Origin of the sequence: Campylobacter sp. 2018MI10, assembly GCF_018501175.1 — a bacterium.
Classification (GTDB): Bacteria; Campylobacterota; Campylobacteria; order Campylobacterales; family Campylobacteraceae; genus Campylobacter_E.
Genome location: NZ_JAHCZD010000012.1, coordinates 1 through 23,756 on the forward strand (window position 1 = coordinate 1; position 23,756 = coordinate 23,756).

At 26.7% G+C, this 23,756-nt stretch carries 26 protein-coding genes; 4 read left to right on the forward strand and 22 right to left on the reverse strand.

Translation table 11 applies throughout. The annotated features are described in order from the left end of the window. Nucleotides 1-301, reverse strand: a 301-nt coding sequence (locus tag KJR01_RS06380; RefSeq protein ID WP_214117836.1) for a cation efflux transmembrane domain-containing protein, incomplete at its 3' end; no start/stop codon positions are given. Nucleotides 302-418: 117 nt separating this feature from the next. Here KJR01_RS06380 and KJR01_RS06385 point away from each other — a divergent pair. From KJR01_RS06385 to KJR01_RS06400, 4 genes are read left to right on the forward strand one after another with little or no spacing between them, the layout of a single operon-like run. Then, on the forward strand, nucleotides 419-796 hold the full coding sequence (locus KJR01_RS06385) for a winged helix-turn-helix transcriptional regulator (RefSeq protein WP_250325158.1): 378 nt from the start codon (nucleotides 419-421) through the stop codon (nucleotides 794-796). A 59-nt stretch (nucleotides 797-855) separates the two neighbouring features. Next, the gene (locus tag KJR01_RS06390) at nucleotides 856-1,638 is read left to right on the forward strand and encodes an MBL fold metallo-hydrolase (RefSeq protein ID WP_214117837.1); all 783 of its coding nucleotides are present in this window, start codon (nucleotides 856-858) and stop codon (nucleotides 1,636-1,638) included. Nucleotides 1,639-1,648: 10 nt separating this feature from the next. Next, nucleotides 1,649-1,837: a heavy metal transport/detoxification protein gene (locus KJR01_RS06395; RefSeq protein WP_214117838.1), complete on the forward strand. Its 189-nt coding sequence runs from the start codon at nucleotides 1,649-1,651 to the stop codon at nucleotides 1,835-1,837. Beyond that, the gene (locus KJR01_RS06400) at nucleotides 1,834-3,792 is read left to right on the forward strand and encodes a heavy metal translocating P-type ATPase (RefSeq protein ID WP_214117839.1); all 1,959 of its coding nucleotides are present in this window, start codon (nucleotides 1,834-1,836) and stop codon (nucleotides 3,790-3,792) included. Before KJR01_RS06395 ends, KJR01_RS06400 begins: the two co-directional genes overlap by 4 nt. Nucleotides 3,793-3,809: 17 nt before the next feature. Here the strand turns inward: KJR01_RS06400 and KJR01_RS06405 are convergent, their stop codons facing one another. The 21 genes from KJR01_RS06405 to flgC all read right to left on the reverse strand — a co-directional run bounded on the left by KJR01_RS06405 (nucleotide 3,810) and on the right by flgC (nucleotide 23,752). Further along, nucleotides 3,810-4,277 carry a tRNA (cytidine(34)-2'-O)-methyltransferase gene (locus tag KJR01_RS06405; RefSeq protein ID WP_214117840.1) on the reverse strand — a complete coding sequence of 156 codons (468 nt, stop codon included), beginning with the start codon at nucleotides 4,275-4,277 and terminating at the stop codon, nucleotides 3,810-3,812. Continuing rightward, the gene (locus tag KJR01_RS06410; protein WP_214117841.1) at nucleotides 4,270-5,331 is read right to left on the reverse strand and encodes a tRNA nucleotidyltransferase/poly(A) polymerase-related protein; all 1,062 of its coding nucleotides are present in this window, start codon (nucleotides 5,329-5,331) and stop codon (nucleotides 4,270-4,272) included. The genes KJR01_RS06405 and KJR01_RS06410 overlap by 8 nt, the downstream gene beginning before the upstream one ends. Further along, nucleotides 5,331-5,699, reverse strand: coding sequence for a CiaD-like domain-containing protein (locus tag KJR01_RS06415; RefSeq protein WP_214117842.1), 369 nt, complete (start codon nucleotides 5,697-5,699; stop codon nucleotides 5,331-5,333). Before KJR01_RS06415 ends, KJR01_RS06410 begins: the two co-directional genes overlap by 1 nt. Next, nucleotides 5,696-5,938, reverse strand: coding sequence for a hypothetical protein (locus KJR01_RS06420; RefSeq protein WP_214117843.1), 243 nt, complete (start codon nucleotides 5,936-5,938; stop codon nucleotides 5,696-5,698). The genes KJR01_RS06415 and KJR01_RS06420 overlap by 4 nt, the downstream gene beginning before the upstream one ends. Further along, nucleotides 5,938-6,975 (reverse strand): 3-isopropylmalate dehydrogenase, encoded by a 1,038-nt coding sequence (gene leuB, locus KJR01_RS06425; RefSeq protein WP_214117844.1) that lies wholly within the window; start codon nucleotides 6,973-6,975, stop codon nucleotides 5,938-5,940. Before leuB ends, KJR01_RS06420 begins: the two co-directional genes overlap by 1 nt. Then, nucleotides 6,972-7,448, reverse strand: a complete 477-nt coding sequence (locus tag KJR01_RS06430; RefSeq protein WP_214117845.1) for a 3-isopropylmalate dehydratase small subunit — start codon at nucleotides 7,446-7,448, stop codon at nucleotides 6,972-6,974. The genes leuB and KJR01_RS06430 overlap by 4 nt, the downstream gene beginning before the upstream one ends. A gap of 9 nt (nucleotides 7,449-7,457) precedes the next feature. Further along, complete coding sequence (locus KJR01_RS06435; RefSeq protein ID WP_214117846.1) at nucleotides 7,458-10,421, reverse strand: S8 family serine peptidase; 2,964 nt, start codon at nucleotides 10,419-10,421, stop codon at nucleotides 7,458-7,460. Next, nucleotides 10,411-13,167: a S8 family serine peptidase gene (locus KJR01_RS06440; protein WP_214117847.1), complete on the reverse strand. Its 2,757-nt coding sequence runs from the start codon at nucleotides 13,165-13,167 to the stop codon at nucleotides 10,411-10,413. The genes KJR01_RS06435 and KJR01_RS06440 overlap by 11 nt, the downstream gene beginning before the upstream one ends. Before the next feature lie 9 nt (nucleotides 13,168-13,176). Further along, nucleotides 13,177-13,494, reverse strand: coding sequence for an AzlD domain-containing protein (locus tag KJR01_RS06445; RefSeq protein ID WP_214117848.1), 318 nt, complete (start codon nucleotides 13,492-13,494; stop codon nucleotides 13,177-13,179). Then, on the reverse strand, nucleotides 13,479-14,135 hold the full coding sequence (locus tag KJR01_RS06450; protein WP_214117849.1) for an AzlC family ABC transporter permease: 657 nt from the start codon (nucleotides 14,133-14,135) through the stop codon (nucleotides 13,479-13,481). The genes KJR01_RS06445 and KJR01_RS06450 overlap by 16 nt, the downstream gene beginning before the upstream one ends. Continuing rightward, entirely contained in the window at nucleotides 14,132-14,290 is a 159-nt protein-coding gene (locus KJR01_RS06455) for a hypothetical protein (protein WP_214117850.1), read from the reverse strand. Before KJR01_RS06455 ends, KJR01_RS06450 begins: the two co-directional genes overlap by 4 nt. Nucleotides 14,291-14,444: 154 nt before the next feature. Next, complete coding sequence (locus tag KJR01_RS06460; protein WP_214117851.1) at nucleotides 14,445-16,004, reverse strand: DNA recombination protein RmuC; 1,560 nt, start codon at nucleotides 16,002-16,004, stop codon at nucleotides 14,445-14,447. Next, a complete protein-coding gene (gene kdsB, locus KJR01_RS06465; RefSeq protein ID WP_214117852.1) occupies nucleotides 15,994-16,704 on the reverse strand; it encodes a 3-deoxy-manno-octulosonate cytidylyltransferase in 711 nt (236 codons plus the stop codon). The genes KJR01_RS06460 and kdsB overlap by 11 nt, the downstream gene beginning before the upstream one ends. Further along, complete coding sequence (thrC, locus tag KJR01_RS06470) at nucleotides 16,701-18,077, reverse strand: threonine synthase (protein WP_214117853.1); 1,377 nt, start codon at nucleotides 18,075-18,077, stop codon at nucleotides 16,701-16,703. The genes kdsB and thrC overlap by 4 nt, the downstream gene beginning before the upstream one ends. Beyond that, nucleotides 18,077-18,367 carry a divalent cation tolerance protein CutA gene (gene cutA / locus KJR01_RS06475; protein WP_214117854.1) on the reverse strand — a complete coding sequence of 97 codons (291 nt, stop codon included), beginning with the start codon at nucleotides 18,365-18,367 and terminating at the stop codon, nucleotides 18,077-18,079. The genes thrC and cutA overlap by 1 nt, the downstream gene beginning before the upstream one ends. Continuing rightward, a complete protein-coding gene (locus KJR01_RS06480; RefSeq protein WP_214117855.1) occupies nucleotides 18,339-19,280 on the reverse strand; it encodes a tetraacyldisaccharide 4'-kinase in 942 nt (313 codons plus the stop codon). Before KJR01_RS06480 ends, cutA begins: the two co-directional genes overlap by 29 nt. Further along, nucleotides 19,280-20,407 (reverse strand): DegT/DnrJ/EryC1/StrS family aminotransferase, encoded by a 1,128-nt coding sequence (locus tag KJR01_RS06485; protein WP_214117856.1) that lies wholly within the window; start codon nucleotides 20,405-20,407, stop codon nucleotides 19,280-19,282. The genes KJR01_RS06480 and KJR01_RS06485 overlap by 1 nt, the downstream gene beginning before the upstream one ends. 2 nt (nucleotides 20,408-20,409) lie before the next feature. Continuing rightward, on the reverse strand, nucleotides 20,410-21,117 hold the full coding sequence (nadE, locus tag KJR01_RS06490) for an NAD(+) synthase (protein WP_214117857.1): 708 nt from the start codon (nucleotides 21,115-21,117) through the stop codon (nucleotides 20,410-20,412). Nucleotides 21,118-21,155: 38 nt separating this feature from the next. Continuing rightward, a complete protein-coding gene (locus KJR01_RS06495; RefSeq protein WP_214117858.1) occupies nucleotides 21,156-22,946 on the reverse strand; it encodes a penicillin-binding transpeptidase domain-containing protein in 1,791 nt (596 codons plus the stop codon). A gap of 3 nt (nucleotides 22,947-22,949) precedes the next feature. Continuing rightward, entirely contained in the window at nucleotides 22,950-23,249 is a 300-nt protein-coding gene (gene fliE, locus KJR01_RS06500) for a flagellar hook-basal body complex protein FliE (RefSeq protein ID WP_214117859.1), read from the reverse strand. An 11-nt stretch (nucleotides 23,250-23,260) separates the two neighbouring features. Then, nucleotides 23,261-23,752, reverse strand: a complete 492-nt coding sequence (gene flgC, locus KJR01_RS06505; protein ID WP_214117860.1) for a flagellar basal body rod protein FlgC — start codon at nucleotides 23,750-23,752, stop codon at nucleotides 23,261-23,263. Between the last annotated feature and the right edge of the window lie 4 nt (nucleotides 23,753-23,756).

Below are 23,756 nucleotides of genomic sequence, written 5' to 3' on the forward strand. Positions count from 1 at the left end.
TTATTATCAATGCAAAAGCGTGTGTTATCATATGAAGTGCATCACTAATTAATGCTAAAGAATTAGCTAAATACCCATAAATTAATTCAGCAAACATTACTACAAAAGTTACTATAAAGCTTAATAATAATGCTTTTTTATTCTTAGTAAAATCATAAGAATGAGTATGAGAATGGTCGTGGTGTTCGTGGGAGTGATTAGAATTATTATGGGAGTGGTTATGGTGTGAGTGATTACAAGAATGATTGTTTGAATGTTGTTTTATTGGTTTATGAATTAAGTCTTGATAGGTGCAAGTCATTGTTTTTCCTTTAAATTTAGTTTTAGGATAACTTTAATCCTTTTTAATTTTTATGATTATAATTCATATTTAAGTAAATGTAAATTACTTACGAATTTGTAAGTATAAGGAGTTTTTATGCAAATAAATATGAATAATGTAACCTGTCCTTTGCAAGTAGCTGCAAATATGATAAATGGAAAATGGAAAAGCATAATCATTTTTCAATTAAGTTTAGGTAATTCTTCTTTATCAAAATTACAAAAAGATATAATTGGAATTAGTCAAAAAATGCTTCTTGAACACTTAAATCAATTAAGAGAAAATGGCTTAGTAGATAAAATAACTTATGATGGCTATCCGCTAAAAGTAGAATATTTTTTAACAAATCGTGGAAAGCAAATGTTAAAAGCAATTATTATTTTTCAAGAAATAGGCATTGAAGTTTTAAAAGAAAAGAAATTATTTAATGCTTTAAATGAAAAAAGCTTATCATACATACGAAAAAGTAAGTAATTTACAATTATTTTTAAAAAAGATAATATCTATCCTTTAATTTAAATTAAGGAGATTTTATGAATACAAAAGTTCAATTAATTAGAAGTGCTTGTGTAAAAATCACTATAAATAATGTGTGTTTTTTAATAGACCCTATGTTAGCACCAAAAGGCACTTATGAAGGTTTTGCAAATACTTATAATTCACATTTAAGAAATCCTTTAGTGGATTTGCCATTTAGTTTTGAAGAAGTTATAAATGATGTAAATGCTGTAATAATTACTCATAATCATTTAGACCATATAGATGAGTATACCTGTAAAAAATTAGATAAAAATATTAAAGTTTTCGTTCAAGATAATCAAGATTATAATTATTTTAAAGATTTAGGATTTAAAAATCTTGAGATTTTAAGCGATACTTTAGAATTTCAAGGAGTAAAACTAACAAAAACTAAAGCAAAACACGGAAGCGAAGAAATATATAAAAACGAAGAATTAGCAAGGCTTTTAGGTGATACTATGGGAGTTATTTTTAGTGCAAAAGATTGTAAAAGTGTTTATTTAATAGGAGATAGTGTTTTAACAAAAGATGTTGAAAATACTTTAAAACAAAATTATGATATTGTTATTGTAAATGCTGGAAATGCTATGGTTTTAGGATTTGATGATAGTATTATTATGAATGAAAACGATATTAAAAATATTGCTAAAATATCAACTAGCAAGATAATAGCCGTTCATTTAGAAGCTATTAATCATTGTATTTTAACTAGAAAAGCTTTAAAAGAATTTGTAAATAAGAATAATTTAAGCGATAGAGTTTTAATCCCAGATGATGGGGAAAGCTACATTTTTTAAAGGAGATAAAATGAAAAAATATGAGATTTTTAATGTAAATTGCAATCATTGTGTAAATAAGATAAAAAATGCTTTAGAAGAAGATTTTGGGGCAATTAATTTTAGTGATGATTTAAAATATATTTTTATAAATGCGAATAAAGAAGAATTTGAAGATGAGCTTTTAGAATTAGGATTTAGATTAGGTAAATTAGTATGAAAAATATAAGGCTTTTTATTAATGGAATGCATTGTGTAAATTGTGCTAATTCAATCAAACAAGAAGCCTTAAAATTAGGCGTAATAGATGCAAGGGTTGATTTTATCAATAAATTTGGAGAATTTAGTGTAAATGATGATTTTGATAGTGAAAAGCTAATTTTTGCTATCAAAAAACTAGGCTTTGAAGTAAGCTTAGAAAAAATAAATGCAAAAAAAACTTACGAAGGCATTAGGCTAATTTTTTTAGCGATTTTTAGTGTTTTAACTTTTATTGATTTTAGCTTTTTATTCTCTTGTGTTTTTGCAAGTTTGGCTATTTTACTTTCGCTTGATTTTTATAAAAGAGTAATATTTCATAAAAGCTATGGAATGGATTTACTTGTAGTGCTTGGAATTAGCATTAATTATTTTTATTCATTTTTTAGTATTCATCATCATTTCTTTTTTGAAAGCACTTTTGTCTGCTTTGTGATTAGGCTTGGAAAATTTATTGAAAATAAAGCAAAAGCTAAAGCAAATTCTTTAATCACACCAAGCAAAATCCCTACAATAACCCTAGCAAACAATAAAATAATAAAAGCAAATCAAATAAATAAAGATGATGAGCTACTTATTAAAAACGGCGAAGAAATCTTAGTAGATGGAATATGTCTAAATGAAGCCTTAATTGATGAGAGCGTTATTAGTGGAGAAAGCTTTAGTCTAAGCAAAAAAATAGGAGAATTAGTCTATGCAGGTAGCATTAATAAGGGCGAATTATTAAAGATAAAAGCAACTAGCACTTATTATGAAAGCTCACTTGAAAAGCTTAAAGATGAAGCAATGAAAGCTAATAATAAGGATTTAAAAGCCTTTAAATTAGTTGATAAAATTAGCAAATATTTTGTATTAATAATTTGTATAATCGCTAGTATTACAGGACTTGCTTGGTATTTTATAGATTCTTCTAAAGTGTTTTTTTATGTTAGTAGTGTGTTGTTAATCTCGTGTCCATGTGCCTTAGGACTTGCAATTCCTATGGTAATAGTAATTTGCATTAATTTATGCTTTAAAGAAGGAATAATTTTAAAAAATCCAGAGCTAATTAACTCAATAAAAGATATAGAATGCTTTGTTTTTGATAAAACAGGCACACTTACAAATTCCGTGCAAAAAATATCGCACGATTTAAGTGAAGCTGATTTTAGGCTAATTGCAAGTATTGAAAATACTCAAAATCACCCAATAGCTAAGAGTATTACGAATAATTTTACTGATTTTTTAGATTTAAATGGAACTTGTGCTTTAAAGGATAATTCTTTAATTTATACTGATGAGAATTTAAAAGTAGAAATAAAACCTTGCGAAAATGAGTTTTTATGCTATAAAAATGATTTGTATTTAGGCAAAATTACTTTAGAAAACGAAATTAATGAAAATGCAAAAGAATTAATTAGCTTTTTAAAATCACTCAATAAAAGAATAATAATAATTAGCGGAGATAGTAAAGAAAGAGTAGAAAATCTAGCAAACAAGCTAGAAATTAGCGAATATTATTTTAGAGTTACACCTGAAAATAAAGCTACGATAATAAAGAATTTAAACGCAAAAAGTGTATTTATTGGGGACGGGGCTAATGATATTAAGGCATTAAGAACGGCTAATTTTGGTATATCATTTAGCAACGCAAATGCAATTGCTAAAAATAAAGCCGATGCGATATTGCTAAAAAATGATTTGATTAAAATCATAAAACTTTTTGAGATTTTTGATAAAGCTTATAGTAAGATTAAGCAAAATTTATTCATATCGTTTTTTTATAATTTCATAGGAATTGCTCTAGCTTGTGGGGTTTTTAGCGAGATTAATTTGCATTTAAATCCTGCACTTTGTGCTATGCTTATGAGTATTTCATCGCTTGTTGTGGTGTTTAATTCTTTGCTTTTGTTTAGAAAAAATAATTTATCTAGTTAGTAGTAACTAGATAAATACTAAATACTAAAATTTTTAAAATTCTGCCTTAAGGCTTCCGAGCTTAAAAACGCAACGCTTTGAGCTAGATTAAGCGACCTGCCATAGCTTTTCATAGGTATTAAAAAGGTATTTTCATTACTTAAAATCTCTTTAATTTCAGGCTGTGGCAAACCAAAACTCTCACTTCCAAACACTATGAAATCTCCTTCATTAAAACTAGCGTTAAAATAAGGATTTTTTGATTTTGTGCTAGCGAATTTCATTTTAGCAATATCATTATTAGCTAAAAAATCCTTTGCATTATCCCAAAAAATCGGCTCAAGTTTATCCCAATAATCAAGACCTGCGTGCATAATCTTTTTGTTTGAAAAATCCAAAAAATGAGGTCCAACAAGATGCAATTTAAAACCTAAGTTATAGCACATTCTACCTATTGTCCCTACATTTCCTGCAATTCTTGGCTCAACTAAAACTATATTAAACATTTTTCATATACTCCTTAATGGCTTTTTCTTCGCATATTAGTGCTTCTTCTTTTGAGCTAATATTCTCATATACGACTTTTATTTTGTCATTATAAATTCCTAATTCTTTAGCTCGTTTTACAATATCCTTATTTAGCCCAAGCCACTCTCTAAGCGGCATTTTAATAGCAATTTTACATAAATTATAGTCATTTAAATCATTAAAATTTGGCTCTTTTGTTAAAAAGAAAAGCATTTTTTTATAAGGCATAAATTGATAATATATATTAAAATAATCAATAAAATAAAAAAACATTAAAGCAAATCTTTTTTCCTTACAAACTAAATTCTTATTATCTTTAATCTTTTTTAAAACAGCAAAAAATTCATATTTGCTAACACTAAAACCAAAACATTTTTCAAATAATTTTAGTTTATACAAATAATAAAGCCCAATTTCAGGGTATTTTGCTTCAAATAATTTTATTAATTCATTATAAATTCTATCCTTGCTAAGGTTTGAAATATCAATTTTTTTTAAATACCTTAAATCCTTTTTCTTAGTCTTTAGCTTAAATCTTGCGATAAATTGAATAAATCTTAAAAGCCTTAGCGAATCTTCTTTAAATGTAGAATAATTCACTATTCTAATTAGCTTTTTTTTACAATCTCGTATGCCTTTATGTAAGTCTATTATTTCTTGTGTAAAAATATTAATCATTATTGTATTCATACGAAAATCTCTTCTAAGCGAGCCTTTGTATATGCTTGTTTCAACTTTTACACGAAAATCCGTATGTAAATCGCCTGTTTTTTTCTCTGTTCTTGCAAGTGCTAAATCATAATTTGCTTTTTTATATACAAAAAAACTTTTACCTACACCTAAAGCGTTTAATTCTTTAGCAACCTGCTCCATTTTACTAGGACTTACATCATAAATCTCTATATCATAATCATTTGTATTATTACTTAGATAAATATCTCTAACACAACCACCCACAAAATAAGCTCTTTTTGTGTATTTTGATAAAATTGATTGTATTGTTAAAAAAGTCTCATCATCCCAAGGAAGCATTAATTTTTTAAACGCTCTTCAATACTTGCTAGTAAAAATTCAATAAAAGATATTGTTATTTCTAATCTTTTTTGTAAATCTTCTTCATTTTGCTTGGTGTTTAAAGCTTCAAAAAGAACTAAAATTCTTTCTTTAATTTTCAATAAATATTGCTTTTCATAAGTTGATAGCATAGCTGTGCTAGTAGTTTCTTTAGCTCTTTGAATATCTTCAATCTTAGCTATTATCTCTTCTTCGCTACTGATTTCATTTACTGCTTTTACTTCATTTATTTGCTCTTCTTCAGTTTTTTCATATTCTTTTTTAATCTCTTCTGCTGCTACTTGAGATAATCTATCAATCATTTGTGATAATTCTTCATTATTCATATATTTATTAGCCACCTTTTAAACTCATTATATTCTTGTTCGCTTTTAGCATTCATAAAAAAATCATACATTAATAAATTAAGTTCAAGCTTATGCACCTTAGCACCACTTAATCTATAAATACCTTCTTTAGCTGCTTGATTGTTTTTATCACGCTTTAAAATATTTTTATATATTTCAAGGGCTTCTTCTCTTAGCCCTTGTTCTTCATAAATCTTTGCTGCGGTAATTGTTTGCATTAGCAATACTTCGCTACTAATTCGCCCATTTCTTGGGTATTTAATTTAATTTTTGCATTAGCTAAATCAGCACATCCATAGCCTTCGCTTATTACTCTTTTTACTGCATTTTCTATTTTTGATGCTGATACTTCATCGTTTAATGCAAATCTTAACATCATAGCAGCACTCAAAATTGTAGCAATTGGATTTGCTATGCCTTGACCAGCAATATCAGGAGCACTTCCGTGAATTGGCTCATAAAGTCCAACTTTTCCACCTATACTAGCACTTGCAAGTAATCCGATTGAGCCAACTACCATACTAGCTTCATCACTTAAAATATCTCCAAATAAATTCTCTGTTAAAATCACATCAAATTGCTTTGGATTTTTAATAAGTTGCATAGCAGCATTATCTACATACATATAGCTTAATTCAACTTCAGGATAATTTACAGCCAACTCATCGCAAACTTCTCTCCATAAAGCCGAAGTTTCAAGCACATTAGCTTTATCTACCATACATAATTTTTTGCGGCGTTTCATTGCACTTTCAAAACCAATTTTTGCAATTCTAATTATCTCATCACGAGTATAAACCATTGTATTATAAGCTCTATCTTCTAATTTTTCTCTAGGTTGTCCAAAATAAATTCCACCCGTTAATTCTCTTACCACAAGTAAATCAACGCCTTTTACAACACTAGCTTTAATAGTGCTAAGCTCTTCAAGCCCATCATATACAAAAGCAGGACGAAGATTTGCAAATACTCCTAAAGCTTTTCTAAGTGCTAATAATCCACTCTCAGGTCTTAAATGGCGTTCTAGCTTATCCCATTTTTCTCCACCAATTGCACCAAATAAAACTGCATTAGAATTTAATGCTACATCAATAGTTTCTTGTGGTAAAGGAACTCCAACAGCATCAATCGCAGCCCCACCCATTAAACATTCAGTATATTCTAAATCAGGGCGAACTACTTTTAAAACTCTTATAGCTTCATTGATTATTTCAGGGCCTATTCCATCGCCTTTAATTACACAAATTTTATTCATTTTGCAACCTTACTAGCGTATTCAATCAAACCACCCGCATTTAATAATTCTTGCATAAATACAGGGATTGGATTTATTTTATAGCTTTCGTTTTTTGTGATATTTTTAATAATTCCATTTGTAATATCTATATCTAACTCATCATTTTCTGCAATTTTATCAGTATCGTTACACTCTAATATTAAAAGTCCAGTATTATATGCGTTTCTATAAAAAATTCTCGCATAAGTTTTTGCGATTACACATTTAATATTTGCAGCTTTAATAGCAATTGGTGCGTGCTCACGACTAGAACCACAGCCAAAATTCTCTCCTGCAACTATGCAATCATTTTCTTTAATTTCTTTAAAAAATCCAGGTCTAGCATCTTCCATAACATAACTAGCTAATACTTTTTCATCACTTGTATTTAAATATCTTGCGGCTATGATTAAATCTGTATCTATATTATCGCCAAACTTAAAAACTCTCATTAAAGCTCCTTAAAAATTATAATTAATACCCAACATAAACTTATTAGCAAAATAATCTTTAGCATAATTTAACTTATAATTTATCCCAAGATTAAGCCTATCGTTAAAAGAATAACCTAAACCTAAATTAATATTAGTTAATAGTTTTTTTGAAAAACCATTACTAATATCAATGCTATTTTGATAGCTTATATTTTTTGCCTTTAATAAATAATGTTTGTAAAAATTATATTCTAAATCAACACTAGCTAACAAGTTTAAATAATTTAAATTTTTCTTATACTCAAGTCCTATATTTGAATAAGTAAAAAACTTTTTAAAGCTATTAATACTTACGCTAAAATCATTGCCTAATTCATTAAAAGAATTTTGTTTATAAAAAATACCATTTAAAGCGACAAAAGGATAAAAATCATTCAATTTATAAGCAAATTTTAAAGTATATGCTAAAGAATTATCATAAAATTTCGCATAATTGCCAAATCTTTCTGTCTTATTTAAAGTATTAATATAACTTAATTTATTATTGATATAAAAATCATCTAAATTAAAATTCGCATTAGCAATTAAGCCAAGAGTTCTTGCATTGTTTTTAAAATCATCATTATAAATATTTGAATTATTATAAACAAAACCTAAAGCGAATTTAAAATCATCTTTTATTAAAGCATTGCTAATTAAAGTCTCATTTGAGCTTTCTTTTAAAGAATTAATTTTATTATATTTATAGCTTTGTTCTATATTAAAATCATCTTTTAAATCATTTGCTTGAATACTTTTAACCTTTGCAATATTCATTAAACTATTATCGTATAAATCATTAGCAAAAAGCTTATTTGTATTTTTTGCTAATTCGTCTTGGGTAGTATTTAAAATACTAGCATAAAACAAATCAGCTCTTCTTAAATTGTATTCAGCTTCGCTTAAATACCCATCTAAATTAATATTATTATAAGCTAAATCATCGCTTGTTTTATCTCTTTTACCAACTTCGTATTCTAAATAATTATCAAGTTGATTAAACAATAATTGATAATTTTTGCTTGCAAAATCATTTAAATTATTAATTTTATTCAAATCAATTCTTTTAACCATAACGCTTACTTTATCATTAGTATAAGTTGGCTCATTAATTTCTAAAAAAGTTACCAATGATTGCACTGATTTAAATCTATTTTCAATGCTTCTTGCCGTTAGAATATCTACATTTTGACCTTGAGTTATATTCGCACCTGATTTAACACCTACTAAATTAAATTCCCCGTCTAATTTAGCATTACCTAAAACTCTAAAACTCTCGCCTAAATTAGAATAAATCTTGCTATTTGAACCTAATTCAAGGCTACCTAAAGTTAAACCTTCGTTTATTAAAACACTATTATTTGTAATACCACTTGCAGTTGTATTGCTTACTCTTAAAACACCATTTGTATTTGTAAAATGTGCTTGATTTTTCTTGCCAGTTAGCCACAATGTGCCGTTTTTAATCTCGCTATTACCTTTAAAAGTATTATCCCCACTTAATACTAAAGTCCCAATTCCATCTTTAATAAGACCAAAATCACCTTTAATATTATTTGAAAATACATATAAATTATCTAAATCCACATTAGCATAAAAGTCTTTTCTAAACTCAGCAACCCCATTCATAGCACGAGTAGGATTTAAAATCCCTACCCCAAAACGAGCCTTAATATCATCAGCATTATTTGTAGTGCTTGTAACCTTAAATGCGGTTGTAAATAAACTCTCTTTAATATTATCATTACTCATCCAAGGGTATTTTTCATAAATTAAAGCCGCCACACTAGCAGTTGCTGGAGTGCTATAACTTGTGCCTTCAATTCCATTTATTTTAAAAGGAGCTGAAATACAATCATCCCAACCATTTTTCTTGCAAGTATTTCCGTGATGAAAAACTTCTTTAATTGCTCCATCATTATCTTGTATGTAAAAATGCTTACCATATTCATCTGCTCTTGCAGTATCTGTTTTATATCCTAAAACAATTACCCAACCTTTTCTTAAAGGACTATCAAGTGGGATTGCGTGGGTTGTAAAAGGCTTATTAATATTATCAGTAATATTACCTGCTGCATTAAAAACTAAAGCATTATTTTTCATAATTGCCGTATAAAATATGCCTGTATTTGGACTTGAATAATCTAAATTACTATATTCATAAGATTGATTAAAAAACCTAACTCCACTATTTGATAAAGCATCAATTGTAGCGGCTAAATTAATATCATCGCCAATTTCACTTTTACTAATAGGATTTACTATATTTGCAAATTTAATCTCACTTGCAATTGTATTTGCAGTATTCATTACATTTTTGCCGTGTAAAATAGGGCTATTATTACTATCTTTTAAAATAGAATTTGAATAGTTTTTACTTATAAAATTATCATCATCTATCCTATTTGCCAATGAATTCCATTTAGTTTGATTTGTCTTTTTATAATCAAAATGCTTATTTACTAAGACATTTTTTAAATCATCAGTCCCCGAATCATTTACCCCGATAATTATTCCTTTTCCTAAAAAGCCTTGATTCCAATTAGGGCTAAATCCATAGCTAGTTTGATTATTATTTGACCTTGAAACTTCTTTGTTTGAATAGCTTGATGGATTATTTGCACTTTGAAAAGTAGCTAAATTTGTATCATAAAGCTTAGCAAAAACACTAATAGTAGCAGTATCAGTTTTAGTGTTTAACTTAGTGGCTATATTGGTTTTTTTAGGTATATTAATTACAGGCAAATTAGAATAATCCGAAGTTATTTTGGCATTTTCAACTATGTTTTGAAAATTCTCATTAGTTGATACTTTAGCTGTAGGTTTATGTGGTCTTGAAGTAGAAGTATCTTGTGAAGATTTTATATTAGGAGTTTGAGTATTAGCTTCGCCTCCACCACCACAAGCACTTAATAAAAATATAGAAGCAATTAATGATAGTTTAAAATTCATATAAAAATCCTAAATTAAATTTATTTGCAAAATAATTCTTAGCAAATGAATTATTATAATCAAAATTAAAATTAACTTTATCATTTAAACGATAAGATAAATTAATACCTAAATTAAATAAATATTGTTTATAAAAGCCATTTGATATTTTTAATTCATCAGAAAAATCATATTTAGCTAAAAAATAATAATCTTTATTGAAATTATATTCTAAATCAGCATAAGTTTTAAGATTTAGCTTTTTAAAAGCAAAATTAGAATTAATTCCTAAATTAGCATAATAAAAGTCTTTATTAAACTTATTAAACGATAAAGCTAATAGATTGCTATTTTCACTAAAACTATCTTGAAAATACTTCAAATAATTTAACCTAAAATAAGGACTAATATTATTATTTAATCCTAATTCACTTGAGATTAAAAAGGCTTTATTTTTAAATTTTGAGCTTAAATCAAATCTATTTGCATTATTTTTAATATCAAAATATGAAATCAAATTCTTAGAATAATAATCATCTAAATCTATTTTATAACCTGCTAAAAAGCCTAAAGTTCTTGAAGTGTTTTTAAAATTATCATTATAAATCCTAGCGTCATTATAAACAAAAGCAAGACCTAAATTATCAAAATTATTAGCTATTTTATATTCACTTGAACTTTCTTTTAAATCACTAATTTTATTGTAATTATAACTTACTCCAAAATTATCAAAACTTATTTTATTTAGTGATTTTATCCTTGCGATATTTAAAATTGAGTTTGTATAAATATCTTCTGCAAATAATAATTTCGTAGTAGATGCTAATTCATCTTTTGTTGTATTTATTATCGCATTTGCAATCATATTGTATTTTAAAAACTCGCTTTCGCTTAAATTACCATTTAAATTCACTTCTTTATAATTTGCCGTATCCAATGGTAAATCAGGCTTTTTTGTTTCATAAAGTAATCTATCAAATTTTGAAAATAAACTTGTGTAATTTTTCTTAGCATAAGCATTTAATTCAGGTAAAGTATTTAAATCATCAATTTTATCTACCTTAATGCTTAAATTATTTTTATCATATATTGGTTCGCTTAATTTTAAAAATGTAGAATTTGGTTTTATATTTGTAAACTCACCTTCAATACTTCCTGCTGTTAAGATATTTTCTCTTTCTTTATTTAAGGTATAGCCGTATTTAACCCCAACTACATTTAAATCTCCATTAAGAGTAGCTTTATTAATTACATTAAATTTTTCGCCTATATTTGTATAAACTACGCTTGTATCAGCTAAACTTAGATTATTAACTTCCATTCCTTCATTAACTAAAATTCCATTATTGGTTAAATTTGCAGCACTAGCATTACTCATTCTTAATATAGAATTATTAGTGATACTAGCTTTATTTGAATTACTAAGCCACAAAACACCTTTTTTAATACTTATATCTCCTGTAAAAGTATTTTTTCCACTTAAAGCAAGAGTTCCAATCCCATCTTTAATAAGCCCTGCATTACCACTAATATCATTTGAGAATACATATAAATTATCTATATCTACATTAGCATTAAAATCATGCCTTAAACTTGCAACTCCATTCATTGCTTTTGCTGGATTTATAATGCCTTCTCCAAAATGAGCTTTAACTTCGCTTTCACTTGCTCCATAAACCTTATAAGCCGTTGTAAAAATACTCTCTTTAATATTATCATTACTCATCCAAGGATATTTTTCATAAATTAAAGCACCAAGAGTTAAAATAGCTGGGGCACTAAAGCTAGTTCCTGCATTATTATTTATTAAAAAAGGAGCTGCTATACAATCATCAATTCCGTATTTTTTGCAAGTATTTCCTGCAGAATATACATATTTTCTAACCCCATTATCCATAATATAATAAATATCTTTGTAATCTTTATTTGGTTTTTTATCATAATAACCAAGTGCAATTATCCAACCTTTTCTAAGTGGGCTATTAATAGGTAAAGCATGAGCTGAAAAATCTCCTGTTGTTTCCTCATTTCCCGCTGAACTAACTACAAGAGCATTATTTTGCATAATCGCTGGATAAAATACCCCGATATTATCTTCACTAGTATCTATTGTTTTTGTTCTTGCAAATGAGCGGTTAAAAAACCTTACCCCGCTATTTGATAAATAATCAATTGTAGCAGCAAGATTTACATCATCTCCTGAACTTAACTTATTTCCATCTGAATCAAGTAAAGGCAAAGGCACATTAGCAAACCTTATATCCTTTGCTAAATAACTTGCAGTACTCATTACTAGCATTCCATGAGTTGCTTTTGCGTTTGTTTTTTCATTAATCAAAACAGAGCTTTTGTAAGTGTTAGCAGTAAAATTAGTATTTTTTAATCTATAATCTAATGATTTCCAATGCGCTCTATCTACTTCCTTATATTCATAATGATTATTAAAAGCTAATTTGCTTAAATCACTTGTCCCTGTATCTAGGATAGCTAAGATTATTCCTGTTCCTAAAAAACCTTGATTCCAATTAGAGCTAAAGCCTATATTTGTAACATAGCTTGATGAAAAATTTTGTGGTGTGAATTTTAAATAACTACTATTGTATAAACTATCTTCTAAATTAAAATTAGCAGTAGGCAAATAATTTGTATAATCTTTATTAATTGTGCTTTGATTATTTGAACTATTTGGCTCTACACTAGCAGCACCACCGCCACCACCACAAGCACTCAAAAACAATAAACTAAGTAATAAAACACTATATCTCAATGTAAATTCCTAAAAAATAATTTCGTGTAAAACATAAAAAACACAAGTTGCTAAAATAATGCTAATAAAACCTTTTTTAAACATTATATGAGAGATTAAGGCAACAAGCCCAGCCACCAAATAATCACTTGCATAAGGTGGGTTTTCATAATCTAATCCTTTATATAAAAAGCAAACTAAGATAACCATAATTAAAAGTGGCATATGTTTTTCAAGATACATTAAAAGCTCATTTGGTTTTTTTGTCCCAAAAAATATATAAGCTAAAGCCTTTAAAACAACAGCACTAAAACCAGCAATTAATAAAGCACTCATCGTATAAGACATAATTTCTTTCCTAAAATCAACATAAAAATTCCTGAAAAAATACAACTTAACATCATATATTGTTTATCTATGAAAAATAAACCTATAAGCCCAAGAGTTAAGGCTATGAAAAATACTTTATTTTCTTTATGTTTTATGTAAAGTTCGTAAGCTAAAACTATAAATAAAGCATTTAAAGAAAATCCTAAAGCACTATAATCAGCCTTAGCAAAACTTGCTATAAAATATCCTACAATACAACCAAAAATCCAATAAAAATGATTAAAAGTTAGAATTAATACGGCAGTTTTTTTATCATAATCTTTTGCACTAAGTAAGGCAAAACTCTCATCAGTTAAAGTAAAAATCGCATAGTATTTTATAAAGCCTAAATCTCTAAAATATTTTAAAGCTCCTAAAACATAGAAAAAATGTCTAAGATTTAGCAAACTTGAAGCTATTAAAATCTCTACTAAACTAGCACCAGAGCTAAGTAAAGATAATAATAAAAATTGCAATGACGCAGAAAAAACAAAAACAGCAGCCACAAAAACTTCAAAAAAACTAAAAGAATTTGAATAAGCAAGAATGCCAAATGCAATACCAATTACTATATAAGCAACAGCAACGGCAAAAGTATCAATTAAAGCTTGTTTTATCATTTTGTATACTTTTTGATATATTCATCTACATTGCTTACTTCTTGTTTTTTTATAACTTTTTCTTGTTTTACATTATTATCATCATCTTGAAAATATATGTAATCAATCCCAAAAAGTATTCCTATAAATATAATTAATGGTATTAAAAAAATCATTTTCTCTCCTAAATGTATGCTTATAAATAATAACAAATTTTTTTAAAAAAACAATTCAAAAATTTTAAAAAAATCCCCTTAAAATAGAACTTTTAAAAGGATTTATAATTTATTATTTAATTCATAAAACTTTTAAAAATAATTAATACTTTAATTATTTTTCATCAATCAATCTAGTAATTTCACTATCTTTTAAATCTTTTGCTAATTCGCTTAATTCTTTTTTGTTTTTAATACCTAAGGCTTTTAGATTTTCTAAACGAGAACTAATACTACCTTTACCATATAAATGAGTATCAATTTTTAAAAAACCATTTTCGCATTGTTTTTTTAATTTTTCATAATCTTCATAAAAACTAGCGTATTTATCATAAAATTTACCAAATTCATTAAAGACTTTTAAAGCGTTTTGATTTACTTCATAGTTTTTCCAGCCAAAATAAATCATTTTAAGTCCCATAAAAAGCGTAGTAGGACTTACTAAAAATATCTTTTTAGCTTCGGCTTTTTTAAAAATCTGCGAATCACTTTCTAAGGCTAAATCTAAAATATTTTGATAAGGCACAAATAAAATCACATATTCATTTGCAAAATCAACTGCTAATTCATAATCTTTTTTCGCAAGTTCATTTATCCTAGCGTTTAAATTATTTGCAATTTCATCTTTATAAACTTCTAAATTATCACTACTTGGTAAAGAAAACTTAGAATCAATAATAACGCATTTGTTAGGTTCAAAATACACAATCGCATCTGGTCTTTTTGTATTATTATCACTATCTTTAAAGCTTTCTTGCATAAAAAAATGCTCGTTCTCAATAAGCCCACTAGATAATAAACACTGCTTAAGCATAATCTCTCCAAAATCCCCGCGAGCCTTTTTATCACCTTTTAAAATATTAGCAAATTCATCAGCCTTTTTACCCAAATTCTGACTTGTTTCAAACATTGTTTTTATATTGTTTTCTATACTTGTATTTTGCTTTAATAAAGCTTTTTCATATTCGCTAATTTGCTCCTTTAAAGGGCTAAAAATCTTGTTTAAAAGCTCATTTGAATTATTTAATAATACTTTTGTGTTTTCTTCATAAATTAATTTTGAGCTTTTTTCATTTTGCTCTTTTAGGTTATTTTCTAAGGTTTTTAAAGTATTTTCATATTTTTCTTCTAAAGATTTTAAATTGTTTTCATACAATTTTACTTTTTCGTTTAAAGCTTCGTTTTTAGCATTTTCTAAATGGTATTTAGAAGATAAATTATCTAAAATATCTTTTGTATTTTTTAAGTTTTCACACTCTTTTTCAAATTGCTCTTTAGTATTTTTAAGCTCTTCATTTAGCCTTGAAAGTTCTGTATTTAGAATTTCATTTTGATTACGCTTGTTTGCTATTTCAGCATTTATAAAATTATTCTCGTTTTTTAATTCTTTATAATCATTTTCAAGATTACTTATTTTTTCGCTTAAAGCCGAGTTTTGAATATTTAAATTATTTCTTTCATTTTCAATTTGCACTAAATTATTTTTATAATTATTTAATTCTTGTTTTAAATTCTCACTCAAAACACTCAAATATTCTTTATCTTTAGCAAGAGATAAAAACTCGTTTTTAAGCGAGCTCTCACTCTTAAAAATATTTATATAACGAATATAAAAAATAATGCAAACTATAAAAAATACAATACTAATAATGGCTAAAATTAGCTCATTTGTCATTTTCTAAAACCTGCAATAATCTTTCGTAATCAGCCTTTGTATCAATACCAAAAGACTTTGTATTAATCTCGCACATTTTAATGATTTTGCCATTTTCAATAGCTCTTAATTGCTCTAATTTTTCAATATGCTCTAAGCTTGATTTAAGAGTTATAAATTCTTTTAAAGACTTAGCTGTATAAGCATATATGCCTAAATGATGATTGTATTTTACACCCTTTTTATCTCTATCATAAGGAATTACAGCTCTTGAAAAATATATAGCATTTTGCTTAGTATCAAGGACTACTTTTACCATATTTTCATCACTTGGAGTATCTTTTATAGTATAGCAACTAGCCATAAAAAATTCATTCTTAAATTCATTGCAAAATTCTTTAAACTTAATTAAATTGCTAAGCTCAAATAAAGGCTCATCTGCTTGAAGATTTATAATTAATTCATCATCATTAAGACCTAAAATATCAACGCATTCAGCTAATCTTTCAGTCCCACTTTCGTGAGTTTGCTTTGTTAAAATAGCTGTTAAATTATATTCTTTTGCTAATTCTAATACCTTAGAACTATCAGTGGCAATCACAACCCTATCAGCCTTACTAGCATTTAAAGCTGTGTAAATACACATAGGAATGCCTTTGATTGGCACTAAAATCTTTTCACTAAAACGACTTGATTTAAGTCTAGCAGGAATTATAATCATTGTTTTATCCATTCTATTATTGTTTTTTTAATCTCATCTACTTTTATATCTTTTGCATAATAATTAGTTGAATTTAAAGCATTTAAAAGACTATCATTCAGCTTATAATTATACTTTTTAGCCAAATCTTTAATGCCACTTAATTCATCTTTAAATATGCCTAAAGCTTTTTGAATACTAGGGGTAAACTTAGTCCATTCAGCAGTAGAGCAAATCACATTGAAACTATCATCAAGAGCATTAATAGCTGTTGCTGTGTGTGGGTCTAATAAATAATTTTTATAAGCTTTAATATTTTCTAAAGTTTCGGTATCACTGCATTTATAAGCTATAAAATGCTCTTTTAATCTAGCAAGTTCATCTTTAGTGATTTTAAAATATTTATCACTTTCAAGACTTAAATATAATTGTTTAGTTCTACTAGCTCCGAAGAAATAATACATTAAGCGTTCAAGATTTGATGATTTTAAAATATCCATAGCAGGAGAATAAGTGCATTTAAACTCACGATTTCTTAAATCATATTCGCCTGTAGTAAAGAAATCATAAAGAATTGTATTTTCATTGCTTACGATTTTGATTTTATCTATATTTGCACCCATTTGCTTAGCATAAAAACAAGCAAGTGCATTACCGAAATTCCCACTAGGAATTATCACATTTATTGGGTTTTTGTATTGAAGACTAAGATAATAATGATATAGCAATTGATAAGTAATTCTTCCAAAATTAAGTGAATTTGCAGCACTTAGATTTAAGCCTTGATTTTTTACAATTTCTTTAAATTCTTTATCATTTAATAGATTTTTTAATGTGCTTTGAGCATCATCAAAATTACCATCAATTGCTAAAACTAAAGAATTACCATAATCTACATTAGCCATTTGACGCTCTTGAACAGCACTTGTTTTTCCTTTTGGGAAAATACAAACTACTTTTGAGCTTTTGTTTTTACTAAATGCACTAAGAGTTGCTGGGCCTGTATCTCCGCTAGTAGCACAGATAATTAAATGTTTATCATTATCCATAAGTCTTGCAAGTGGTGCTAATGCTAAGTCCTTAAAAGCTCTAGTTTTTCCGTGAAATAATTCACATATATCAGTTTTACTATCAAGTTTTTTGATAACAAAAGGCTCTTTAGTATCAAAATCTAAATATTCATCTAAACTCTTTTCAAAATTACTCAAATCATCACTCAAACTTGAAAAAATCTTTTTAGCAAATTCTTTATAACCCAAACCTTTTAATTCATCTTTATTAAATACTTGCAATTTACTAGGACAAAACAATCCCCCATCACTTGAGAGTGGATTTTTAAGTGCATTTGCAAAATCACTTGTAATGTTTTCATCTCTACTTGAATAAAATATCATTATTTCTCCTTTAAAAATTCTAAATACTTATCTTTTGCTTTAAATTTATAATACACAAACTCAAAACATTCGTAATTATGGTGTTTTTTGATTATTTTATAAACCTTTTTTATATTTTTTGATTTTATTTCTAAACTAAACTCATCATCATTAATAATTTTTCCATTCCATTTATAAATACTTGTAATTTTAGCAATATGAATACACTTGCTAAGCTCTTTTTTGATTATTTTATTTGCAATTTTTTTAAGCAATTCTAAATCATTGCTGGTTGTCTTTATAAGATACATTAAATTCCTTTAAATAATTAAATATAGCTGTTTTTAACTCATCAAAAATTATTAATTCTTCATCAATTAATATAGTTTCTAAATTAAAATCTTTTATTTTTACATAATCTTTTTTAGTTAGCAAAATATATTTTGCATTGTGCTTTTGCATAAGATTTATTAGCTCTTCTTTATTAAAGCTTGAATGGTCGTTATAAAAATAATAAGCTTTTACTAAATCTTTATATTGCAATAATCTAAAAGGCTTTGCAATAGCTGATATTAAAATCATATCTTCTTTAACGTCTTTAATAAAAGAAGTCCTTTTAAAATGCAAATCTTGATAAGCATTAAAATCTGCAAATTTTTCATAACTTTTAGGAAGTCTATAAGCTCCACTTGGAAGGGTAAAATTATATTTATATTTTATATTTGAGTTTAATAAAATATCAAATTTTTTTATATTTGTCTTAGAAAAAGCATCATCTAAAATAATACATTTTGCACCCAAACTAATAGCCTTTTGAATGCCTTTAATTCTATCTTCACTAACTATTACATTTGCTTTTGTAAATAAAGCGTGTTCTAATGCTTCATCACCTGCGTTTAAATAATCGCTTAGAATTTGATTACGCAATTTTACTACAAGCAAACCTTTGCTTTTGCGTTTATAACCACGAAGAATAATAAAAATATTATCTTTATAAATAGGATAAAGCATATCGCTTAAAGCCTTGCAAAATGGGGTTTTACCATTACCGCCTACGCTGATATTTCCTACGCTAATTATTGGAATTTTAAAATCATTTTTCTTTGTAGATTTAAAGTTTTTACTAGCAATAAAAGAATATATATAAGAAAACGGCAAAAGAGTGAAAATTAAAATCTTTTGCCATAAATTAGGATTAAAAAAATATCTATCAATAAAACCCATTAAATCCAGCTTGAATCAAGAGTTTTTATAGCATCACAAACTCTTTTTACATCTTCATCGCTAAGATTTATATGAATTGGTATTGATAAAATCTGAGCATAGTTTGCTAAAGCATTTGGAAAATCATTGATTTTTAGATTATATTTTTGTTTATAGTAGCTTAAGAAATTTAAAGGTATAAAATGAATTCCTGTATTTATCCCCATTTCTTTTAGCTTTTTAGCAAAATTATCTCTATTTTTATCAACCTTTATTATGTATCTTAAAAATGTGTGTTCTGGGGTTGTTGTAGGTAATTTAATATGTTTTAAACCTTTTAGCTCTTCATTATAAATATTTGCTATTTCTCTTCTTCTTTTTAAGTAATATTTATAATTTTTTACTTTAGATAAAGCCAAAGACGCACATACTTTAGTGATTTCATACTCGTGTCCAATATCTGTTACATCATAAAAATATCCAAGATTGCCATCATCTCCCCAAGCATTTGATGAAATTCCATTTGAGTTTAATAATTTTGCTCTTTCATAAACTTTTTCATCATTAATTACTAAAAATCCGCCTGCAAACACAGGGTCTTTTCTCATAGCATTAAACCCAAAAGAAGATATTAAATCCTTAGTTCCTACTAATTCGCCTTTATACTCCATACCAAGTGCAAAACCACAATCATTTATTACAGATACATTGTATTTTTCACATAAAGCTCTAATTTCATCAAGTTTTGCTGCAAGTCCTGCGGTATGATTTACAAAAACTGCTCTTAATTTCTTGTGATTATGTTTAATTAGTGCTTCTTCTAAACTCTTTATATCAATATTAAAACTATCAAGCTCAACATCTACAAAAATAGGTTCAGCATCAAAATATCTAATACTTTGAGCAATTGTTGGAAATGAATTTACAGAGCAAATTACCTTATCTCCACGCTTTAAATCAATCGCACTTAAAGCCAAATGGTGTGCTGCTGTGTGATTATTGGTTAAAACTATACGAGAACCTTTATAAATTTCACTTAAACTATCTTCTAATAATTTAATACTATTTATATCATTATCTAATGATTTAATTAAAAACTCTTTATCATCTTCTGTAATTACATTTAAAAAACAAGAAATTTCTTTCATATTTATGACCTTTTAAATATTTTTATATTTTCTCTTTTGAACTTATTTTTATTTATTCTATCTAATAGTTTTATATAATTATTATCAATTATATTTTTTTCATAATTTTTTAAAAACTTATCAATTTCTGTATAAGTAAAACCAATATCGCTCTCATCATCTTGACCTTCATAAAGGTCTGCACTTGGTTTTTTACTAATTATATTATTAGGTAGTTCTAAAAATTTAGCAAACTCAAATAATTCACTCTTGTAAAAATCACCTAAAATATTAAAAGCACAGGCTAAATCTCCCCAAATAGTGCCATATCCCAACATTAATTCACTCTTATTACTTGTCCCTGCTACTAATAAATTATGCTTAGCTGAATAATCATATAATAAAGTCATTCTAATCCTAGCTGCAAAATTTCCTATTAATACCTTATCATTAGAACCACTTGCTTTAATAAATTCATCTAAAATGTTTTGAATATTTATAATTTCATATTTTAAAGCATATTTATTTGCTAAATTAATAGCGTCATCAAGATTTGTTTTATTTGAAATATTAGTAGGCATTATAAGACAATGTGGCTTTTTTTCGCACTCGCTTAATATTCTTAATACAATAGCACTATCAAGCCCACCACTAAGCCCTAAAACAGCACCATTAAAATTTTTTAATATTTCATTAGCAAATGAAATCATTTGATTTTTAATATTTTGCATTATTTATCCGTTTTTAGGGGCATTTTATAAAATAAATATTAATCAATTCTATTATAACTTGGCTTTAAAAAACCATCTTCTATTAATTGATTAATAGCAAGTGCTGCAACAGGTAAAGCTGTTTGGGCTGCATAATATCCTTCTTTATCTTTATCAGGACTCATTACTAAAACACCAATTGTGTATCTATTGTTTTCATCATTTGCAAAACCGAAGAAATTTGCATTATATTCTCTTTCATATTTTCCACTAACGCTAATTCTTGCTGTTCCTGTTTTACCACCTACGCTAATTCCTAAAGGCCAATATTTTGCTAAAGATTTTTGATTTGCAGTTTTTATTAATATCCTATTCATCTGCTTTGCAATTTCAAGTGGCAAGACTTCTTTTTCTGTTTTAGTATATATTTCTTTTAATTCCTTATCTTCATTATAATATTTAGCAATTTTAGGACTAATCCAAATTCCACGATTGTTAAATACATTATAAGCTGCTAAAAGTTGTATAAAGGTGGTTCTAAAACCATATCCATAAGCCATAGTATTTTTTTCTACTTCATAAGTTTTTTTAGCATCTTTTATAAAACCTGCTTTTTCATAAGGCAAGTCAATACCAGTTAAATTTCCTAAATTAAATTCCAAATAACCATTAATTAATTCTTTTACATTTTCTTTATTAGAAATTTGAACCATTCCTATATTTGATGAATGAACTATAATATCTTCAGCAATCATACTATCCATAGGATGTGTATCTGTTATGTAAAACTTATCAAGCTTCATTCTTCCGCCATAAGTCTTTACCCATTCAAAAGGGGTTATACGATTTAGTTTTAATAAATTAGCAAAAGCAATTGGTTTAATTACCGAGCCTGGTTCGTATTCAAATTCTACAGCATCGGTATTTAGATACGATAAATCACTTTTTCTATGATATGGGTCATACCTTTTGCTAGTTGCTAGTGCAATTACACTTGCGTCTTTGCTATCTAAAATGCCTATTATTACTTGCTTAGCACCAAAATTTTTTCTAGCAACACTTGCTATATTTTCTAACCCTTTTTGAAGCTTTAAATTTACATTTAAATATACATTACTACCATTAATTCTATCACTTAAAAAACTATCAGAATTTATGATTATATTTCCACCAATATCCTTACTACCTGTTATTTTATAATCACTTTTAGGACTTAAATACTGCTCATAATATTTTTCCAAACCTTTTTTTGGAATATTTGAATATATTCCATCTTCTAAACTTAGTTGAGAATAACCAAGAATTGGGGTTAAAATATCTCCTTTAGAAAAAACTCTTTCTTCTTTATGTTCAATTATCTCAAGTCTTCTTGTGCTTACTTTTCCATTTGCATTTTTAAAGGATTTAAAAAATCCTGAAACATAAAGTTTTTTAGATAATTCTTGTAAATAACTTGCAGCTTTTGAATCAATTTCTTTTGATAAAACAAAATTATAAACTTTTTTTTGCTTTAAAGCTTTTAATAATCTTGCTTTAATATCTTTCATTTCTTTATCATCAATAAAGGCATAAATCTGAAATAATTTTAAAAAATAATCTAATTTATCTAAATTAATACTTCTAATATCAATTTCAGCTCTATAAATTCTTCTACTAGTTACTAATGTATATCCATCAGCACTAATAATATCTCCATTTAAAGCACCTACTCGCTCACCTCTTTCAATACTACCTACATTCCTTTCATTAGTTTTGCTTCTAACAAAAGAAAAAATAATAAAAAAAGAAGCGAGCAACAAAAAAAACAATACTATAAAAGTCTTTTTACTAGGCTCGTAAGGTGTTTGCATTTTTTATATTTGAGTTCTACTTATCTCTTTGTATGCGTTAATAGCTTTATTTCTAACTTCTAACATAAATTTCATACTTGTTTCAGCCTTGTTAATAGCAATAGCTGCTTGATGTAAATCTTTCACATTTCCAGTAGCTACATCAGCCATAGCTTTATCTGATACAATTTGTTCTTTATTTAGCTCTTCTAATTCTTGTTTTAAAGCATCTGCAAATGAAAAACCATTATCAACTTTATTAGAATTTGATTTGGTATTTTCAATACTTTGAATCAAACTTGGATTGATTTTAATATTATTCATATTTTAAATTCCTATCTTAATAAATCAATAGCACTTTGAGCTATTGTTTTAGCACTTGTAAATGCTGCCACATTTGCTTGATAAGCCCTTGTTGCCTCAATTAAATTACTCATTTCTACAACAGGATTTATATTAGGATATGCTACATATCCTTTAGCATTTGCATCGGGATGATTTGGCTCGTATTTTAATATAAAATCCTTATCATCTCTTACTACTTTATCTACTACTACACCCATAACAGCAGGCTTTGCTTCAGGAAAATTTACAGGGTCATTTAAAGGATTTTCATACTCAAAAAAACTATTTTTAGAATTAATTTCTTCATTTAAAACATCATCAAAATTAACGGCTTTAAATACTACATCTTGCCTTCTATAAGGACCACCTTCATTTGTTCTAGTAGTATTTGCATTAGCTATATTTGAGCTAATTAAATTCATTCTAAATCTTTGAGCGCTTAGTCCATATCCACTAATATCAAAATCGCTTAAAAATGCCATAAAT

Excerpts from the sequence above, each read along its gene's own strand:
- KJR01_RS06385 (WP_250325158.1), top strand. The coding sequence starts at position 419 with ATGCAAATAAATATGAATAATGTAACCTGTCCTTTGCAAGTAGCTGCA.
- KJR01_RS06390 (WP_214117837.1), top strand. The coding sequence starts at position 856 with ATGAATACAAAAGTTCAATTAATTAGAAGTGCTTGTGTAAAAATCACT.
- KJR01_RS06395 (WP_214117838.1), top strand. The coding sequence starts at position 1,649 with ATGAAAAAATATGAGATTTTTAATGTAAATTGCAATCATTGTGTAAAT.
- KJR01_RS06400 (WP_214117839.1), top strand. The coding sequence starts at position 1,834 with ATGAAAAATATAAGGCTTTTTATTAATGGAATGCATTGTGTAAATTGT.
- KJR01_RS06405 (WP_214117840.1), bottom strand. The coding sequence starts at position 4,277 with ATGTTTAATATAGTTTTAGTTGAGCCAAGAATTGCAGGAAATGTAGGG.
- KJR01_RS06410 (WP_214117841.1), bottom strand. The coding sequence starts at position 5,331 with ATGCTTCCTTGGGATGATGAGACTTTTTTAACAATACAATCAATTTTA.
- KJR01_RS06415 (WP_214117842.1), bottom strand. The coding sequence starts at position 5,699 with ATGAATAATGAAGAATTATCACAAATGATTGATAGATTATCTCAAGTA.
- KJR01_RS06420 (WP_214117843.1), bottom strand. The coding sequence starts at position 5,938 with ATGCAAACAATTACCGCAGCAAAGATTTATGAAGAACAAGGGCTAAGA.
- leuB (WP_214117844.1), bottom strand. The coding sequence starts at position 6,975 with ATGAATAAAATTTGTGTAATTAAAGGCGATGGAATAGGCCCTGAAATA.
- KJR01_RS06430 (WP_214117845.1), bottom strand. The coding sequence starts at position 7,448 with ATGAGAGTTTTTAAGTTTGGCGATAATATAGATACAGATTTAATCATA.
- KJR01_RS06435 (WP_214117846.1), bottom strand. The coding sequence starts at position 10,421 with ATGAATTTTAAACTATCATTAATTGCTTCTATATTTTTATTAAGTGCT.
- KJR01_RS06445 (WP_214117848.1), bottom strand. The coding sequence starts at position 13,494 with ATGTCTTATACGATGAGTGCTTTATTAATTGCTGGTTTTAGTGCTGTT.
- KJR01_RS06450 (WP_214117849.1), bottom strand. The coding sequence starts at position 14,135 with ATGATAAAACAAGCTTTAATTGATACTTTTGCCGTTGCTGTTGCTTAT.
- KJR01_RS06455 (WP_214117850.1), bottom strand. The coding sequence starts at position 14,290 with ATGATTTTTTTAATACCATTAATTATATTTATAGGAATACTTTTTGGG.
- KJR01_RS06460 (WP_214117851.1), bottom strand. The coding sequence starts at position 16,004 with ATGACAAATGAGCTAATTTTAGCCATTATTAGTATTGTATTTTTTATA.
- kdsB (WP_214117852.1), bottom strand. The coding sequence starts at position 16,704 with ATGATTATAATTCCTGCTAGACTTAAATCAAGTCGTTTTAGTGAAAAG.
- thrC (WP_214117853.1), bottom strand. The coding sequence starts at position 18,077 with ATGATATTTTATTCAAGTAGAGATGAAAACATTACAAGTGATTTTGCA.
- cutA (WP_214117854.1), bottom strand. The coding sequence starts at position 18,367 with ATGTATCTTATAAAGACAACCAGCAATGATTTAGAATTGCTTAAAAAA.
- KJR01_RS06480 (WP_214117855.1), bottom strand. The coding sequence starts at position 19,280 with ATGGGTTTTATTGATAGATATTTTTTTAATCCTAATTTATGGCAAAAG.
- KJR01_RS06485 (WP_214117856.1), bottom strand. The coding sequence starts at position 20,407 with ATGAAAGAAATTTCTTGTTTTTTAAATGTAATTACAGAAGATGATAAA.
- nadE (WP_214117857.1), bottom strand. The coding sequence starts at position 21,117 with ATGCAAAATATTAAAAATCAAATGATTTCATTTGCTAATGAAATATTA.
- KJR01_RS06495 (WP_214117858.1), bottom strand. The coding sequence starts at position 22,946 with ATGCAAACACCTTACGAGCCTAGTAAAAAGACTTTTATAGTATTGTTT.
- fliE (WP_214117859.1), bottom strand. The coding sequence starts at position 23,249 with ATGAATAATATTAAAATCAATCCAAGTTTGATTCAAAGTATTGAAAAT.
- flgC (WP_214117860.1), bottom strand. The coding sequence starts at position 23,752 with ATGGCATTTTTAAGCGATTTTGATATTAGTGGATATGGACTAAGCGCT.